The sequence below is a fragment of the Agrobacterium sp. AGB01 genome, assembly GCF_014851585.1.
Lineage (GTDB): Bacteria > Pseudomonadota > Alphaproteobacteria > Rhizobiales > Rhizobiaceae > Agrobacterium.
On sequence record NZ_JACVAB010000003.1, the window covers coordinates 372,930 to 390,284 of the forward strand.

At 51.4% G+C, this 17,355-nt stretch carries 16 protein-coding genes; 2 read left to right on the forward strand and 14 right to left on the reverse strand.

The genetic code is table 11. The features are described from left to right. Positions 1-42: 42 nt before the first annotated feature. The 5 genes from IB237_RS13525 to IB237_RS13545 all read right to left on the reverse strand — a co-directional run bounded on the left by IB237_RS13525 (position 43) and on the right by IB237_RS13545 (position 4,780). Complete coding sequence (locus tag IB237_RS13525; RefSeq protein ID WP_192489183.1) at positions 43-864, reverse strand: carbohydrate ABC transporter permease; 822 nt, start codon at positions 862-864, stop codon at positions 43-45. Next, positions 864-1,802, reverse strand: a complete 939-nt coding sequence (locus IB237_RS13530; protein ID WP_192489184.1) for a carbohydrate ABC transporter permease — start codon at positions 1,800-1,802, stop codon at positions 864-866. Before IB237_RS13530 ends, IB237_RS13525 begins: the two co-directional genes overlap by 1 nt. Then, the gene (locus IB237_RS13535) at positions 1,799-3,133 is read right to left on the reverse strand and encodes an ABC transporter substrate-binding protein (RefSeq protein WP_192489185.1); all 1,335 of its coding nucleotides are present in this window, start codon (positions 3,131-3,133) and stop codon (positions 1,799-1,801) included. Before IB237_RS13535 ends, IB237_RS13530 begins: the two co-directional genes overlap by 4 nt. Positions 3,134-3,211: 78 nt before the next feature. Further along, on the reverse strand, positions 3,212-3,871 hold the full coding sequence (locus IB237_RS13540; protein ID WP_192489186.1) for a GntR family transcriptional regulator: 660 nt from the start codon (positions 3,869-3,871) through the stop codon (positions 3,212-3,214). Positions 3,872-3,895: 24 nt separating this feature from the next. Beyond that, entirely contained in the window at positions 3,896-4,780 is an 885-nt protein-coding gene (locus IB237_RS13545; RefSeq protein ID WP_192489187.1) for a dihydrodipicolinate synthase family protein, read from the reverse strand. 258 nt (positions 4,781-5,038) lie between these two features. On the opposite strand from IB237_RS13545, the gene IB237_RS13550 reads away from it, so the two are divergent. Beyond that, positions 5,039-5,704, forward strand: coding sequence for an SGNH/GDSL hydrolase family protein (locus IB237_RS13550; RefSeq protein ID WP_246787895.1), 666 nt, complete (start codon positions 5,039-5,041; stop codon positions 5,702-5,704). A gap of 12 nt (positions 5,705-5,716) precedes the next feature. Here IB237_RS13550 and IB237_RS13555 read toward each other — a convergent pair whose 3' ends face one another. From IB237_RS13555 to IB237_RS13580, 6 genes are all read right to left on the reverse strand, one after another. Next, positions 5,717-7,219, reverse strand: a complete 1,503-nt coding sequence (locus IB237_RS13555) for a tripartite tricarboxylate transporter permease (protein ID WP_192489188.1) — start codon at positions 7,217-7,219, stop codon at positions 5,717-5,719. 3 nt (positions 7,220-7,222) lie between these two features. Next, on the reverse strand, positions 7,223-7,717 hold the full coding sequence (locus tag IB237_RS13560) for a tripartite tricarboxylate transporter TctB family protein (RefSeq protein WP_192489189.1): 495 nt from the start codon (positions 7,715-7,717) through the stop codon (positions 7,223-7,225). 135 nt (positions 7,718-7,852) lie between these two features. After that, positions 7,853-8,821 carry a tripartite tricarboxylate transporter substrate binding protein gene (locus tag IB237_RS13565; protein ID WP_192489190.1) on the reverse strand — a complete coding sequence of 323 codons (969 nt, stop codon included), beginning with the start codon at positions 8,819-8,821 and terminating at the stop codon, positions 7,853-7,855. Positions 8,822-8,908: 87 nt separating this feature from the next. Further along, positions 8,909-9,586, reverse strand: a complete 678-nt coding sequence (locus IB237_RS13570) for an RraA family protein (RefSeq protein ID WP_192489191.1) — start codon at positions 9,584-9,586, stop codon at positions 8,909-8,911. Beyond that, positions 9,583-10,338: a FadR/GntR family transcriptional regulator gene (locus IB237_RS13575; protein WP_192489192.1), complete on the reverse strand. Its 756-nt coding sequence runs from the start codon at positions 10,336-10,338 to the stop codon at positions 9,583-9,585. The genes IB237_RS13570 and IB237_RS13575 overlap by 4 nt, the downstream gene beginning before the upstream one ends. Then, positions 10,332-11,150, reverse strand: coding sequence for an SDR family oxidoreductase (locus tag IB237_RS13580; protein WP_192489193.1), 819 nt, complete (start codon positions 11,148-11,150; stop codon positions 10,332-10,334). Before IB237_RS13580 ends, IB237_RS13575 begins: the two co-directional genes overlap by 7 nt. A 761-nt stretch (positions 11,151-11,911) precedes the next feature. Here IB237_RS13580 and IB237_RS13585 point away from each other — a divergent pair. Then, complete coding sequence (locus IB237_RS13585) at positions 11,912-12,655, forward strand: Ig-like domain-containing protein (protein ID WP_192489194.1); 744 nt, start codon at positions 11,912-11,914, stop codon at positions 12,653-12,655. Between the two features lie 98 nt (positions 12,656-12,753). Here the strand turns inward: IB237_RS13585 and IB237_RS13590 are convergent, their stop codons facing one another. From IB237_RS13590 to IB237_RS13600, 3 genes are all read right to left on the reverse strand, one after another. Beyond that, entirely contained in the window at positions 12,754-14,313 is a 1,560-nt protein-coding gene (locus IB237_RS13590; protein WP_192489195.1) for a right-handed parallel beta-helix repeat-containing protein, read from the reverse strand. A 183-nt stretch (positions 14,314-14,496) separates the two neighbouring features. Next, complete coding sequence (locus tag IB237_RS13595) at positions 14,497-15,840, reverse strand: O-antigen ligase (RefSeq protein WP_246787897.1); 1,344 nt, start codon at positions 15,838-15,840, stop codon at positions 14,497-14,499. Between the two features lie 238 nt (positions 15,841-16,078). Further along, positions 16,079-17,257, reverse strand: a complete 1,179-nt coding sequence (locus IB237_RS13600) for a glycosyltransferase (protein ID WP_192489196.1) — start codon at positions 17,255-17,257, stop codon at positions 16,079-16,081. Positions 17,258-17,355: the final 98 nt, after the last annotated feature.

The window sequence follows — 17,355 nt, forward strand, 5'->3', positions numbered from 1 at the left end:
ATTCCTGTCGAAAATCGTTTCGTGAACGGGCGTTTAGCCCGCTTAACCGCCCTTGACCGCGCCTGCCGTCAAACCTGCGACAATCTGCTTTTGTGCAAACATTGTCAGCAGAAGAACTGGCAGGGTCACAATCAGCGCAGCCGCTGCAAGTGGTCCCCAACTGACCTGTTCAAAGGACAGCATGTTGTAAACGGCAACCGGCAAAGTACGGGTCTCACGGCTGGCAAGGACAATACCGAAGACGAAATTGTTCCATGAGAAGATCAGCGCCAGAATGAACGACACCACGATACCCGGCTTGGCAATCGGCAAGGCAACCAGACGGAACACCTGCCATGAACTTGCGCCGTCAATGCTGGCTGCCTCTTCCAACTCCATGGGCGTCGTTTCGAAGTAACCAATCATGATCCAGACCACGATTGGCACAGTTACCACCAGGTGAATGATGATCTGCGGCCATAGGGTACCCAGCAGGTTTAGCCATTGGAACAGCAGGAACAGCGGAATGAGGAACGAAAGGCCGGGTGTCATACGGGCGATCATGATGACAACCGCCGATTTTTCCGCCTTCAACCGGGCAATGCCGTAACCGGCAGGCACACCGATGAGCAGTGCCAAGATTGTCGCAGCACCCGTCACCAACACGGAATTCCAGAAATACAGCAGGAAGTTATTCTCTTCAAAAACCTTGGCATAGTTCGACCAGGCGATGTTTTCAGGAATGAGAATGGGCGGGTATGCGCCGTTGTCGATTTCATATTTAAGTGACAGCGATATCATCCAAAGAAAGAACAGGATGACAGGCGACACCATCACAACGGCCACGAATAACATGCCGATGCTGTCGAGTGTTTTGCGTCTCATCAGCGTCCCTCCGCATTAGACCAGTTTGCACGCTGGCGTGCCATCAGAAGCACAAAGGAAAGCGCGATAATGACTAAGAAGAAAACCACTGCCATGGCAGAGCCGTAACCAATGTCGTAATAAGCAAAGGCCGTGTTGTAGAGATATATGTTGATCGTTTCTGACGCCGTGCCCGGACCACCCTGCGTCATTGCATAGATGATGTCGAAGCTTTTCACGGCATCGATCGAGCGGATGATAACAGCGATAATCAGGAACGGCGCGATCATCGGCAATGTCAGAAAACGGAACTTCTGCCACGCGTTTGCGCCATCGATTTCAGCGCTCTCATAGGGCTCGCGCGGCACGGCCGCCAAACCACCAAGCACAATCAGCATAACCAGCGGTGTCCACTGCCATGTTTCTACAAGCACCAGCGAAGGAATAACCGTCGACTGGTTATAGATCCATTCCTGAGCACCAATACCGATGAAGGACAGAAGATAATTGAGTACACCAAGCTGTGGGTGGAACATCATTGTCCACACCAGCGCCACAGCAACCGGTGTTGCCATCATCGGCATGACGAACACACCGCGAAGGAACCCACGCAGCGGGAATTTGGCATCGAATACAAGAGCCGCAAGTGTGCCGAGAAACAGCGGTAAAACGACAGAAAGCACGGTGTAGACCGTCGTATGCCACAAGGATTCCCAGAAGCGCATATCCTGGGCCAGCCGCACATAATTGGCAAAACCGGCAAAGACCCGTTCCTGGCCCAGTGTCCAGCTATTAACGCTCATCCACAAGGTGAAGGCCCAGGGAAAAACAATCACGGCCGCAACGACCACGAGGGCGGGAAGAACGAAAGGCCAGTAATTGGGAGCAAGCCCTGAAGGCTTGCTCTTTTTTACCTGTTTGCCTTGCGTCATCGTATTATCGATGCTCACGGCTGTCATTGCCCCTCGCTACGTGCCAGTACGGGTTCAAACTGGGCTGTTGCGTTCTTCAGTTCAGTTGCTGGATCAGCGCCGCCAATCATGTTGGTGAGCGCAACACCGTAGATGTCGCGGAATTCCGTCACCGGAATGATAACCGGCAGAGCCAGCTTGGATACCTTGCCCGAGCCGGAAACAGCATCAAGCCAAGCACTTGGCATTTTCACGCCTTCACGCACCTTGGCATCTTCAAGAATGGACTGGCGGAACGGTACACCGGCGCCGGCCTGTAGCAGGCGGGCACCCATTTCATGCGAAATCGCCCATTGGCAGAACAGGTAAGCTGCTTCTTTTTTGGTGCTGGCCTCGGTCACGCCAAGACCATCACCGAAGGTACCGGCAGCCTGTGTCGCCGGTCCCTTTGGCATGACACCATAACCGACCTTGCCAACAACACGGGACTTCTGCGGATCTTCAATTGGCGGTGCAAAACCAACGCCGTCGAACCACATGCCGACCTTGCCCTGCAGGAAGGCCGACTGTGCTTCCGCCCAATTGAAGCCGGATATACCAGGAGGTGCCGCCTTGGTCATCAGACGCTGATAGAGCGTTGCCGCCTCGACCGCTTCTTTGGAGGTCGTCTGCAGTTTTCCATCAGCATCAATAGGACCGGAACCGTAGCCCAGCAACAGCGACGTCCAGACCGGCGTGTTGGCGTTTTTCAGACCGCGCGCAACGAAACCATAAGTGTTTGTCGATGGGTCAGTGATCTTTTCAGCAGCATCGACCAGTTCCTCAAAGGTCGTCGGATAGGAAAGCCCCTTCTGCTCGAACAATTCCTTGTTCCAATAGACAATCCAGTAATCCACCGAGAATGGCAGCGAACGCAGGACCCCGTTGGAATCCTTGGCAAACAACATGCCGGCCTCAGCAAAATCGCTTTCCACAAGTGATGGATCGGTCAGCGACGGATCCTTCAGGAAACCGCTTATATCAGCCAACCAGCCGCCCTTTTCGAACTGGCGCTTCTGAACGTGGTAGCTGAGGTGCACAACGTCGAAGCTTGGCTTACCTGTGCTGAGCTCGATAACCGTCTTCTGGCGCTGCTGTTGCTCAGGTGTGGCTTCAGCATTGACCTTGATGCCGGTGAGCTCTTCAAATTCCTTGAGATGCTTGATCAACGTCTCACTGCGTGGGCTTTTGACGAGATTAACTTCCAGCGTGGTGCCAGAGAACTTCTTCCAGTCCACTGCAGCCGATGCTGTGCGTGCGCCAAGCAGGGCTGCACTACCAAAGGCAGCACTTGCCGCCAAAAACGTACGGCGGGTTGGTCTCAATAATGACGATGTCATGCCAGTCCTCCTCTTATTCGCCGTACAACTCCTCCGCACGGCTTGCTTCTCATACCCTACAGGCCTGTTAAGCCCTGATTATATTGCCAGTGAACGGTCCCTCGCATTGTTGATATGCGCGGTCAGGTTCTGCACCGCCTCTTGGGCATTGCGCTTTTCTATTGCTTCAAGCACGGCCAGATGTTCCCCCATAACCGGCCCGACACGTCCATCGATACGGAAACGCTCCTGATTGATGAGGCGCATCTTGATCGAATTGACACGGTAAGCATTCGAGATGATCGAGTTGCCCATCGCATCCACAAAGGCATTATGCATGCCCCAATCCGTTGCCTGCGCTCGCTGTTCCAGCTCGGCAGACGCGCCCTTTTCCTGAAGTTCCGCCGCAATATCACGATGCAGCTTCAGCAAATTCTGAACGGCTTCATCGCTGGCAGAATGCGTAAACAGTACCACGGCCTCGCGCTCCAGCAGAATTCTGAACTGGAAGGCCTCACGGATGAGGTTGATATCGATATGGGCAATCTGCAGTCCACGTTGCGGAACGGTTTTTATCAAACCTTCCGCCTCAAGCCGTGGAATAAGTTCGCGGATCGCTCCCAACGTCAATCCCGTCAGGCCAACAAGTTGCCGTTGCGAGATGAACTGCCCCGGGCGGACGTCACGAGCGAGCAGATGGCGCGTGAAGCTCTCATACGCCTTTTCTCTCAGAGTGATCTGCTCGCCGGTTTCGTCCATGCAATCCTCTAACCTTACCGTAAATCAAGCTGCTTTTGATGAAAAAAGTCCATCAAAAACCTGCGCGATCTTCTCCCGCGCCTCGGATGGAATCGTTACTAGTGGCGGCCTTACATTGTGCCATACCGCGTCACCCGTCGTGCGGGCAACCAGTACTTTCACCGCAGGCGTGACCGGATACTTCAAAATTTCCACAACGAGATCAACGACGCGCTGATCTTCCTTGCCATCGACGGCCATGGCGCGAATTTCCTGCGGAATGACATTTGCCATGCCCGAAATCGCACCCTTGCCACCAAGGCGCGTGCCCTGGGCAAGATGTCGCTCATCACCGATCAGAATGATCAGGTCTGCATGTTCTTTCAAAAGACGCTCGGTATGTGCCCAGTCACCACCGGAATCCTTTACACCGGTCACGACGCCCGGAAACGCCTTGCGCAACCGGCCAACCAGCTCGACCGAAAGCTTCACCATCGTTACCGATGGAATGTTGTAAACGATAACGTCCCTTGCTTTGCTGCCACGCTGTTCGAATACCATTGAGAACCACTCAAACAGGCCGTCGTCAGACACGTTCTTGAAGTAGGATGGCGGCGCCAACAACACATTGCGCGCACCGGCATCCAGAGCCTGCGCCGACTGATCCGCTGCATCTTCTGCAGAATCAACCAGCACGCCTGCTACGAACTGACGGCCAGAAATGCCCGCTTCTGCAAACGCTTTAAGGACTGCACCGCGTTCGCGGCTGCCGATTGAACTTCCCTCACCCGTTGTGCCGAACAGCGTTACACTGTCGCAGCCGGAAGCCAGGCAGTTCTTGGCGTGCTGCGTCATGGTTGCGAAAGCAATGTTGCCTGCTTCATCAAAAGGCGTCGTGAGAGCCGCCGAAAGGCCGAAAGCTGTTGTCAATTGAATGCTCCTCCAGTCTGATAGCAGCAATATATTCAGGTAACATGTCAGTTGTAAACACAATAATTGTTTGCCTGTGGACGAATGATACAACAGGCATTTTCCGAATAGGAAATTATTCGTTACCGGTTGTTTATGTTTCTATTTTCAGCGCAGATAATTAATGCGATGCTGCAATATCTCTGGCGCAGACGAGCTGTGGCCAATCATAAAGGCGCAATTAAATTGATGTGGTTTCCTCATTTCGACGTAACGCACATGATAGTGGAAAGCCCGGTCAAGCTGTCCAAGCTTGCTGTCGCCGCATTGATTTGGGGTTGCGCCATGATAGCGCCAACACAGGCCGAGGATAACTCCAAGCCACTGCGGATCGTTTCATTTGGAACATCCCTGACCAATCAGGGTGGTTGGCAGGTGCCGCTGCAGACCTCGCTCGCCTCATGCCTCAACCGGCAAGTTGAAGTGCTCAAGGTTGCTCAAAGCGGCGGCACATCAGACTGGGCAGTTTCGCATGTCGATGATGTTGTCCGACTTGCACCAGATATTGTGTTGATTGAGTTTTATGCCAATGACGCTGCCATCAACCGTTTGATGACGCGCGATCGCAGCCGCACAAACATCGCACTTATTTTTGATCGTTTCAAAAAAGAACTGCCAGAGACCCGGGTGATCATGACACGCATGAACCCGGTTTACGGAATGCGCGGATCGATGCGCCCATTACTCGAGTGGTACATCGACATGCAACGCAACGAGGCACTTGCCCGCGGTTATGAATATGTCGACTATTATCCCGGCTGGTCCAAAATGACAAAAAATGAGCTGGAATCCGCCATTCCTGACGGATTGCACCCCCGACCCGAAGCCGCTGCCCGTATCGTCACGTCGATCATGACGCCTTATCTTTGTAAGGGAAATGGCTAAAAGCCATTTCCCTTACATCACCTGACCGGCCAAGGCCTTTGGTTTAAACGTCTTCCGCGCTGCTCCAAAGATGAACAGTCCCCAGACCGCAATGGAAGCGACGCCCAGAACGGCAGCGATGGGTCGTTCAAAAAGCCCAAACACATTGCCATTGGTGATGATCATTGACGTCGTGAAGTTCTGTTCGACCAGAGGGCCAAGAACGATACCCAGGATAACCGGCGCCATGGCAAAGCCGGACTTCTCCATGAAGAACGCCATCACACCCAACACCAGCATGACCGTTACACCAAACATCGTGTTGTTGATGGAGTAGGATCCAACCACGCAGAACAACAGAATTGCCGCATTCAGCAATGCGCGTGGCACTTCGAATATCCACCGCGCTGAACGAGCGGCAACATATCCAAGCGGCAACATCAGAATATTGGCAATCACAAACACCAGCATGACCGCGTAGAAGTTCTGCGGATTAGTGGTCAGCAACTGCGGTCCTGGCTCCATGCCCTTCATGACTAGTACACCAACGGCGATCGCTGTCACGGCATCACCGGGAATACCGAAAACCATGGCCGGAATCCATGAGGCACTGAGCGCCGCATTGTTGGTAGCACCCGCCTCGACAAGGCCTTCCGGATGGCCCTTACCAAACAGCTCGGGGTTTTTGGAGGTTTTCTTGGCCAGTGAATAGGTTACCCAGGCAGCAAGATCGCCGCCGACACCCGGCAAAGCGCCGATAAGACTACCGATGATTGAACCGCGAACCTGATTTTTGCGATATTTCCACAGGCAGGCCATAACGCCCTTGAACGGGTTGCGCACATTGGCCTGCGGAATGTCCAGCCTGAAGCGACGCCCAGTACGCATGACTTCCGCCAAGGCAAACATACCAATCATCGCCGGAATGAAACTGATTCCACCTGTCAGTTCAGACACACCAAATGTAAAACGTGGCGTGCCGGTCAGCGGATCAACACCGACTTGCGAAATCATCAGACCGAGAAGCAATGAAAGAGCGCCTTTAGCAACGCCACCGGAGGAAATCAGAGCAGCACAGCTCAGGCCGAGTACCGCCAGCCAGAAATATTCAAAGCTGGAAAAACCAAGTGCAAACTTTGCCAAAGCTGGCGCGGTGAACATCAGGAATACAAAGCCGAACAGGCCGCCGAGGACCGAGCCGATAACGCCGATACCAATCGCAAGTCCCGCCTGTCCCTTCTGGGCCATGCGATAGGAATCTTCGACGTATGCGGCAGAGGCGGGAGTGCCTGGAATGCGAAGCAGCGTCCCGGGTAAATCGCCAGCGGTGATTGCCATCGCTGTTGAGGAAATAATGGCCGCAATGGCCGGTATTGGTGACATGTAAAAGGTCAACGGCACCAGCAGGGCGGTTGCCATTGTCGCCGTCAGACCGGGAAGTGCGCCGACAAAGAGGCCGAATATCGACGAGGCGACGATGACAAGCAACGTCTCAAGATTGAAGACGAGAAAATAGGCATCAATAAATGCATTCATGGCTCAACCCCACATCGCGACCGGCACCGGCACACGTAATCCATAAACAAACAGCGCATAGGTCAGTCCGGTCATGACCACTGCGAAAATGATCGCCTGCAACCATCCGCCGCCACCCAGCATCACCATCGCAAAAACGAAAATGGAGGCTGTGATGAGAAACCCGAGAACAGGCATAAGCAGGATCAATGCAAGGATCGCTAACAACAACAGCGGGTTATAAAGCCGGTCGATGAGAGTTATCGGTCCACCGTCATCTTCGGCTGGTTCGTCCACGGCCAGCTCATCAGAAGCATCCGTGCCACGTCCCATCCACGTCTGGGCAAGCATAACAAGGCCAAAGAACAGCATACCGGCACCGGTAATGGCCGGAAATAAACCAGGTCCAACCGCCATGCCCGGCATGGCTTTCAGCTCCATGGAGCCGACGAGCACATAGGCACCAACCAGCGCAAACAGAACGGATATTACAAGATCAAGTCGATTGACCGTCGTCATACGCGGTCTCCTTCTGCAAGTGTTCGCAGGGACAGTCGGCATAGCAACGCGTGATGCTGAACACTGTCAGCGTTCCCATGACGTATCGTTTTAAGAGAAGATGAGCGGCCGACTTCCGGCCGCTCGTAAACCCGATTAATTGGCTTTGATACCGGCGGATTTGATCGCAGCGCCGAACGCGTCATCACGCTGCTTCAGGTAGGTTTCGAAGTCAGCCCCGCCCTTCCAGTTCACGCCGAAATTGCGACCGTCCATGAAGGTTTTGAAATCATTGCTGGTAACGATCTCTTCCAATGCGGAGGCCAGCTTTGTCTGGACGTCCTCGGGAATGCCCTTTGGAGCCGCAACGCCACGCCAGCCGGAGACAGCAAACTCGATACCGGCCGCTTCGCTGATCGGCGGCACGTCCGGGTTTTTCTCGTTCCGCTCGTTTCCGAGATAGGCAAGCGGTCGAATCTCACCCGCATCGACCAATGCCTTGGCTTCCGGGAACTGGGAAACAGCTACATTGATGGCATTAGACGCCAGCAATTGCAGCGACACGGTGGCACCATCCGTTGGCACCCAAAAGGCTTTTTCTGCCGGCGCACCCAAAAGCTGCACCAGACTTACCCAGGCGATGTGGTTATTGCCGCCGAAATTGGCGCCGCTTGCCTTGATGGTGGATGGATCCGCCTTGATGGCAGCAATCAGGTCATCAATGGTTTTATAGGGTGAATCTGCCCGTACAAAAATTGCAGAAGGATCAGCATTATAAAGGCCGATCGGTGTGAAATCTTGGTAGGATATATCGGACGAGCCAACCGACTTGTACATGGACAGTTCGGTCGTGATGATGCCGATTGTGTAACCATCCGATTTCAGATTTTTCAGTTCCTGGTGACCAACAATGCCGCCACCGCCGGTGCGGTTGACCACCGTGATGGGCTGCTTCAGTTTCTCTTCCAGCATCGTTGCAATGATACGGCCTGTGGCATCCGTTCCGCCGCCAGCCGCCCATGGGATAATCATGGTGATCGCGCGCTCAGGATATTCCGCAAACGCCTGACCGGACAAAGCGACGACAGCACATGCCGCCAGAGCGGCTTTCTTAAAAAATGACATTGGTTCTCCTCCCGAATAGGCCGCCTCCACGCAGCCGTTTAAGTTCGAGGCGCCGGGGCGCCCCGTAGTCCTTTATTAAGACTTTGATCAAACCGGCCCGGTTGAGCCGACTGGCCAAACATCCCTCAGCTTTTCACCGGACAGGATGCGTTCTCGGCACTGAGCTTCACCCTCGCCATTGCGATCCGCCTCATCGGCAATGACCGCAACCAGTTCCTGAGGAATGACCACCACACCGGAAATATCTGCAAAAATCACATCGCCCGGTCTCACTTTCACACCCTTGATGTCGAGTTCGACCTGCGCTTCCGTCGGCTCCATGCGACCTGAAACACCAACCGGGCTGACACCACGCCCAAACAGCGGGTAGTCGAGCTTGCGGACTTCGGCCAGATCACGCACGGTGCCGTGCACGATGGTTGCCGCAGCGCCAGCAGTTTTTGCGCCCGTAGACATCAATTCACCTGTGCCAGAACCCTCTGCGCAGGAAGCATCCACCAGAATGATGCCGCCTTTCACCACAGCATCGATCGCGCCGTGATAGACATCCTGCGGCTGCCCCTTACGGGTACTCGGCGTGTAACGCACCGTGGACACCGGCCCACAAACCACCTGACCTGGCTTGAGAACACCGTGAAGGGTTATGCCATCCAGAAAGCCGTAAAAACCATGATTGTCCATCACGTCATGGATATCGCCGGAGTACCAGCGAGACAGCCGCTTGATCGCATCCCAGTTCACGTTGTTGTAGTCATAGGCACTCATTCAGATTTTTCCTCCCGTTTACCGGATCTGCTCATGGCCTGTTCGAGATAGGCCATACTGTTATCGATATGTTCACGCATTGCAGAACGGGCGCCCTCAACGTCGCCACTGCGGATCAGCGTGTAGATGTTTTCGTGCTCAGCCAAACCATCGGCCAAGGTTTTGCGCGGTACGCGACTGGCCACCTTGATGACCCCGGCAATCAGAGTGTGCAGATTGCCGTGAAGCGACGATAAGATTTCATTGCCAAGCGACTGAACCAGTGCCCGGTGAAATGATGCATCACCCTCTGTGAACTGCGAGAAGTCATTGTTGCGAACAGAGTTACGCATGGCATCAAGGGAGGCTACGACCGCTTCCGAAAGCTGCCCTTCTCCGGCAGCAATCCGTCCAACCACTTCAAGCTCGATCATACGCCGAACATCCATGGCCTGCACGAGATAGGCCGTGTCGCGCGCAAAAAGCGAACCGACTGATGCAACGAGCGATTCCATGAATTGCCCGACATCGTCACGCACTACTTCCGCACGCTCACCGTGGCGACGGCGTACCAACCCTCTCGTTTCAAGGATTTGCAGCGCCTCACGCACAGAACGCGTGCTGACACCGAAGTTGCGGGCGAGCTCTGCCTCCGAAGAAAGCCGCTCTCCCACCTGCAATTCGCCGGTCAGGATGCGGGTTTCAATATCCGCGACCACCTGCATATGCAGCTTGCCGCGATCGGGTGCAGAGATTGCCGTTGCGTTTACCATGCAGTGAACCCACCATCGACCACGACGTTTGAGCCGGTCATGTAAGTTGAGGCATCGGAAGCCAGGAAGCGGATTACACCGTTATACTCGCCCTTTTCCGCCTGACGTCCCAAAGGTACGCGCTCCAGAAATGCATCGACAAATTCCTTATCAAAGCTGCCTGTCTTGACGCCACCAAACGAAATGAGATTACAGCGCACATTTTTCGGCGCCCAATAGGTGGCCACATAGCGCGTCAGATTGAGCAATCCAGACTTCGAGGCCGCGTAGGACACCGCCTTTATGAAGGGAACGCCGTCGCGTTTTTCACGATAAGCGTAAAGCGCCTGATTAGGAGATACCATGCCGTAGATAGAGCCTACATTGATGATGCTGCCGCGGCCAGCCTCCGCCATACGCGCGCCGACAACCTGCGAGCACAACATTACGCCGGTCAGGTTCACATCAATGATCTCATCCCAGTATTTCTGGGGATAGCTCTCAAACGGGCCATTCTGATCCGCCGCACCATTTGGCTTGCTGTCAATGCCGGCATTATTGACCAGGGCGTGCGGCACGCCCCATTCCGCGCACAGAGCATCTGTCGCCGCCTCAAGCGCTTCCTTGTCGGTGACGCTCGCAACATAGACCTTTAGGCGACCGCCATGTTGCGGAAATTTTTCGTCAATCGCCGCAACATCGATCGGCCGCCGGCTATAAATCGCAACCTTTGCACCGGCACTCAAGAGCGATGAGGCAAACTCCGTTCCCAGCTGGCCAAGCCCACCGGTTACAACAATTACCTTTCCCTCAACGCTAAACAGATCAGTCATAAAGCTCCTCCTCTTCTTAACTCATGACATATGTCATATGTCATGAGTAGTCAAATTGAATTTGGCTAGAGCGTGAATGGAAGCCTGTGGAAAGAAGCGACAGATCAGGAGCCAAGAGCCCAATGCAACGACACCGAAAGACTCAATAAGCGCCAAAAGCAGCATGAAACCTTGCCGCCGCGAGCGGATAACTGCTCTAGAGATTTAGCCCTGCTCACAACCCGCGCCACCGACAGCAGGGCAACGGCCGCCCAGTAACGGATCTGGTTACACTTGGACCTGCAATTATAAAGAATCGCGCGTCAAACGTAACGCACCGGCTCGAGCAGTTATGGCTAGCGGCTACCCTCTCGAGAAAACATCTTTATGGAGGACCACCCGAAAAAAGCCCAAAAGGAAAGAATCAGAAATCAGTTACTTCACATCGAAAATACGGAAGCACTTGCCGCAAGTCGATTTACCTGCACCGACAACACGTATCGACAACCCGACACAAAAAAGCCAACAAATCCTAAAACAACAACTGCAGCGATTAGGCAGATATTCGCACGGGACACCAAACTCGACGCCGTTTCACTCTAAACCGATAGAAAATTAATCAAACATCCAATAAAAAAACAGCAAATCGCAGTAACCTTAACGTTCTTAATTAGAGAAAGTTATTGACTTTCGACTGCGAGAAATTAATGGTCAATAATTAGTTAATCGGAAGTAATTGACGCACCGATTTTTTTCATAGTCCAATAATGGGAGTATTTTTTATGGCAAAACCTACTGCAGTTGCTGATTTCGACACGATCTACCTCAATGATCCTGACGGTTCCATTTCAGGCAATATTACAGCGAACGATTCAGCGGACGGCGGAGCCATTTATTTGCGCTCGCTCAATGGTTCGACGGTCGGCGCAAAGAAAGGCTTGGAACAAATTACGATCATTGAGGGTACTTACGGAACCTTTAAAGTAAGCCCTAACGGCAACTACACATACACACTCCACCCTGACATAAAAGAAGTACCGGCTGGCGGCTTGGTCGAGCGCGTTGGCTACAAGGTTTCTGACGGTGGTGGACGGACAGACTTTGACTATTTGACAATTACAATTAAAGGCGAACATACAAAACCTGTCGCGGTTAACCAGACGGTAGAGGTTAGCGGAAATTTCATAAGCGGCGATTTGACAGCAGAGAACCATATTTCTGTTAGCCGACTCGGCGGTGAAAATTTTTCCACTGCGAACCATAACGATTATATCCTCAAATTTGTTCAGCCTGACGGCTCTACTGTCATCAATGGACTGTATGGCGATCTGCATATCGAACGTAGCGGAGCGTACACATATACTCTCAACGAAGCAGGACTTGGCCTTACTGAAGCTGCGACTGAGCGCTTCCAGTTCCGCATTTACGACGATGCATTTGGCGAGTTCGATAATGCTCAGACCACTGACGTTGGTGTGTTGAAAATTTCTATCCCAGCACTCTCAACACCGGACCTTCTTGTCTAAGGTTAAGCTCCGAGCTTTAATTAAAAAATCAAAAACCCGGTGTATTCACCGGGTTTTTTACTGTGGCGAAGAACCACAGTATTATTACACGAAAGTATCTAGAGAAAGTCGTCTACCACGATGGATGTAAGGATACGGTCTGCGTCGATCGAAATGAAAATATACCCCGCGTCAATCTCAGCTCCATTCGAAATTTTATACTGAAACGTCTCTTTTACTACTCCTGACAATGAATCTAATTGGTCCACGTCGACGGTAAATGTATAGTCACCATCTCGTTCGATATGTAGAACACCATATTTACTTTCGATATTCATCACAGGCGAGTGTTTAAATGACGATCCATTTAAATTACGCAACAAAAGAACACCGTTTCCGGAATAATCATTAGTCAATACGTTTCCAGAAAAAGACAATTCATTGACGTCAGTAAACACGAGCGTGTCTGAACCAGCATTTAGGTAGTTGGCAATAGCAGTTGGGGAAGAATGCGAACCAAGGTCCATTTCGTTTGGATTCGGAACTAACGGAAGATCGCGGGTATCCTCTACGACAAGAGGTGGACTAGTTTGATAACCAGTAGAAGCAATCTCACTTGGAATAGTCAAAAAAGTACCGGCATCTTTTACGGCCTGTGAAAGGTAAATATCCTTACTCACAGATTCGGTAATTACATTACCCTCAAACAAACCAGAGGCCGCGCGGTCGACTTTAAGAGCGGCGGAACTCAAATCGTCGAAATGGTTGCCAGTTATACTGATTCCCGTTCTAGTCAGAGTGTCAGTGCCAGCGGCACTTACCGACACCCCCCATACACCATCGTGGATGTAGTTATCACTAATAATGTAATTTTTAGCGTCGACCTGTTGGCCAAGTCCGATGCCGTAAGACCAACTATACCCATGATACCCAGATATATCGTTATGAGTAATCGTTATGTCCTGACCTTGAGCACTGATTCCGAAACCACCACCGGTGATAACGTTACCATCTACAAGGGCGCCTTTGGCGTCTACAAGCACCAATACGCCTTTAGCACTGCTATTATTGCCAGACATATCCAGGACATTGTCTTTCAAGAAGATGTTGCTGCTTGAGTTCAACTGAATCGCATCTGCGTCATGCCCATAGGCATTGGAAACTTCGTTACGGACTAGGTTCGCACCTTTCACATTCAACATCCAAATCCCATCACCGGCAGTCCGTGAAATGTGGCATTCGCTAATTGTGATGTTGCTGCTAGACTGAAAGCTTATTGACCCAGCCTTCGCGGATGTACCTGTGTCCGCCACCGTCACGTTTTGAATTGTCCAGTTGCTTGCGCTGCCAGCGTAGATTGCGTTACCGACAGTTTTTTCAATAGCGAGGTTCTCAATGACTATATTTGAAGTCTTGGAACCGTAAATACCAACTGATCCACCAGTCAGCACCGGCGGCTCGCCGGAGCCGTAACTTCCGAACGTTATCGGATTTTCGACAGTGCCGGAGTATTTGACGTCAAGTTGGCCCTGATATTCGTTATCAGAGCTAAATAACACGACGTCGCCGGGTTTCAGTTTAAGAGCGCTTACCGCAGCTAAGGACGCGAGTGGAGCATTCACTGACGTCCCAGCGTTCGCATCAGCACCGACTGACGAGTTGACGTAGTACGTAGTCATAGACGGGCTCCTGCCTCTTGTTGTGGCAGGATCATCCCAGAATTGAGTTTCGGGACGCTAAAGCAGATCGTTCAAATTTGAAATAACAAGCCGTTATTTACTCGAAAAAACTTCAGCACCGAGAAAAACTCAACAAAAATACATATTCAATTGATCATGATATATCAGTAAAATCGATTATTGTCATCTGCGACGATATGCTTTTCTCCGTGATACAACATGCTCCGATGAAAGTGGTAGCGCCATAACCATTATGGGCCACAGGACGTTAGGAGCAAGCATCATATTTGCCTCCATCATACCGCCAGTCAGCACCAGCAGAATGATAGCAGCCTCTTTTGACTGCCATTCGAGACTTTTCGAGGTGCGTTGCTCCGTGATGATTTTTTTGCAAATTCTAGTAAATGTAAATAATGCCCACATCAACATAGCGGGCACGCCAATATCTAGAGCGATGCCCAGATATGTGTTGTGAACAGATCGCGCATCAAAGGCCAAATTCACATATTCTTCCATAACCCACGGCTGACGGAAAGCGCCATAGCCATGGCCCAAAAGCGGTCTCTCATACACGAGCGGTAAAAGTTGCTCCCAGATATTCGTACGCCCTGAGAACGTTAGATCTTTACCAAAACCTTCCGCAATGCTTGCAGCAAGCCCCAAGTAAAGAGAGGAAACTACGAAACCCAAAAGGAAAATTGATCCAACAAGTACGCCTCCCCTAACAAAAGTTCCTGGTATACGTTGTACTATTCCAATGGCAAAAATAGTCCCAATACCGGCGGCAACCATTACAACAGCAGTGGAAGAACGGGACAGCAGCACCAAAAGCAGCAACACGGCTATAGTCGGTAACTTGATCAATGTTGACCATGTCAGGCTACGTTTCGGCCTGCTAAAGGACAGTAAAACTATAACGCCAATGGCACAAAACTGGCCCATAATGTTTTTATGGTAGAAGAGCCCCTTTACCATACCGGCGTAGGAGCCCCCCATAATAGCGAACCTGGGAAATACAATTATATAGGCCAGATTTAAAAATGCGGCCGCGATTATAAATTTACTAAAAGCGCGAAAAGTCTCAGCGCTTCCATATTTCAAACGGTAAAAGAGCGGAGGAAGCGTGAAAAGAGTTAGCGCAGCCAATCCACGAAGCGACGCTCCAAAATCTATTGATACAAGAAGCGAACAGACAGAGGAAACAATAACAACTACAACCAACGGCGAAATTGACTTAAAATAAAACAAGACACGTTGTGGCTCGAGGCAAATGTATAGACCGAGAAGAGGGATTTGGCAGTAAAGCAAGGCCTTCATTGCCAGAAGTGAATCTCCTCCTTCAGAACCCTCCCCGAAGACGGCTGGATAGCCATACCACATTCCGGTTGCACGCCAGAGCATTAAATAAAACATGCTCGTTAGCAAAAAACGAGATGCCGTTTCTTTTCGAATAAGAAGCTTATTCACACGGCTATTGCTCATTCGACGTGGCGGTTGTCGAAAACCGATATCTGTGTCTATTGTCATGTCGCAGCCCCTCACTATGCCCAGTGTCGTGTTTGCGTTTGCAAAGGAGGCGGCACTTCTGCCAGCCAGCGCTGCGATTTCTCAGCAGATGAACTTAGATTGAAATTTTCCAACGTTGTAGGACAAAACAAATAAAAAATAGGTGAGACCAAATTTTGGCGAAACACCAAAGATCACGACGAATACCAATTCGATTCGCTACTGGACCTCGCTTAACATCACCACTTTGATACTAGGTTCATACAGGCCGTTTATTTCTGTGTTCCGAAATCACCTCGTCGTAGTAATCTTCCAGTTTACTCGTTTGTGAGGTTATATCGAAATGCTCCCGCACCATCTCTGGCCCTCGACGACTGAAACTCGTCCACTGGTTACTATCTGTTAACAGAGCACCGATCGCGTTAGCCATACCAACAACGTCTCGCTCAGAAAGAAGCATTCCGGTTTTACCATCTTCAACGGCCTCACCTACCCCCCCCGATTGAAAAGCAACAACAGGTGTGCCAACCGCTTCGGCCTCAAGATTGGCAAGCCCAAATGCTTCAGCATGTCCATTATCCAATGTCACACTTCCGTGAAGGTATATCTCTGCTTCTGCCAACAAATCCCGGATTTCGGGCTGAGTCAGTTTTTCCAGGATAGTAACTTTGGGCAAAGTCTTTCGCGCGAGCATTTCAATTTCTTTACGTATCGGACCATCGCCAATCATCACGAATTCAACGGGAATGCCTTGTGCAGCAACACGCGACAGAGCATCAATCATGAAACGGTGCCCCTTGTACTCGACAAACCTTGCAATGGATACGACGAGGCCCTTGCGACGACGTCGCGGACGCATCGAGAAAAGGCTTGTGTCAACACCGACGTAATGTCGAAAAACACGCTCAGGCGGAAAGCCCAGAGAGAGCATTCGGTCTCGAACAAAGTCCGAGACAGCAACATTCCACAGATTACCCTTCGCCATCTGAGACCGCCCTTTTGAGAAAAAACGGACTTGATTAAACCCGCCGGGCGTTTTTGGGTCGCCATTGTAAGTGGCATCGAAACCATGAAAGGTAGTGATGAGTGGTTTTTGGGCGGCATCTGCGAGTGGCCAGAGAACGTATCCATTTTTCCCAAAATGAGCGTGCAACAAATCTGACTGCGGAATACTCGGGAATGCCCCGACCAGTGGAAAACGAAATAGCTTGAGAGCGAGCTCCGCGCTTCGCATTTTCATGGAAGCATTGATTGCGTGAACCTCAGCTTCGAAAATTTCACGACTAGGAGATGCTACCGTTTTCCCTGCGAGAAACGCTGGCTCATACCGACTGAGTGCTTTTGACTGTTGCGCAACAAAAGCTTGAGATGCTGGCAAATAGCGTTCCAGATAATAAAGCACACGAGCGGACCGCCCGCTACGCCCAGATCGAACCATTTATCACCCTAATAATTAAAACCTAAATGTAAAAAATACCCAGCGTTAATCAGGATTTGATAACTTATCAACTCCGCCAAATCAATTTATCTTTGCTG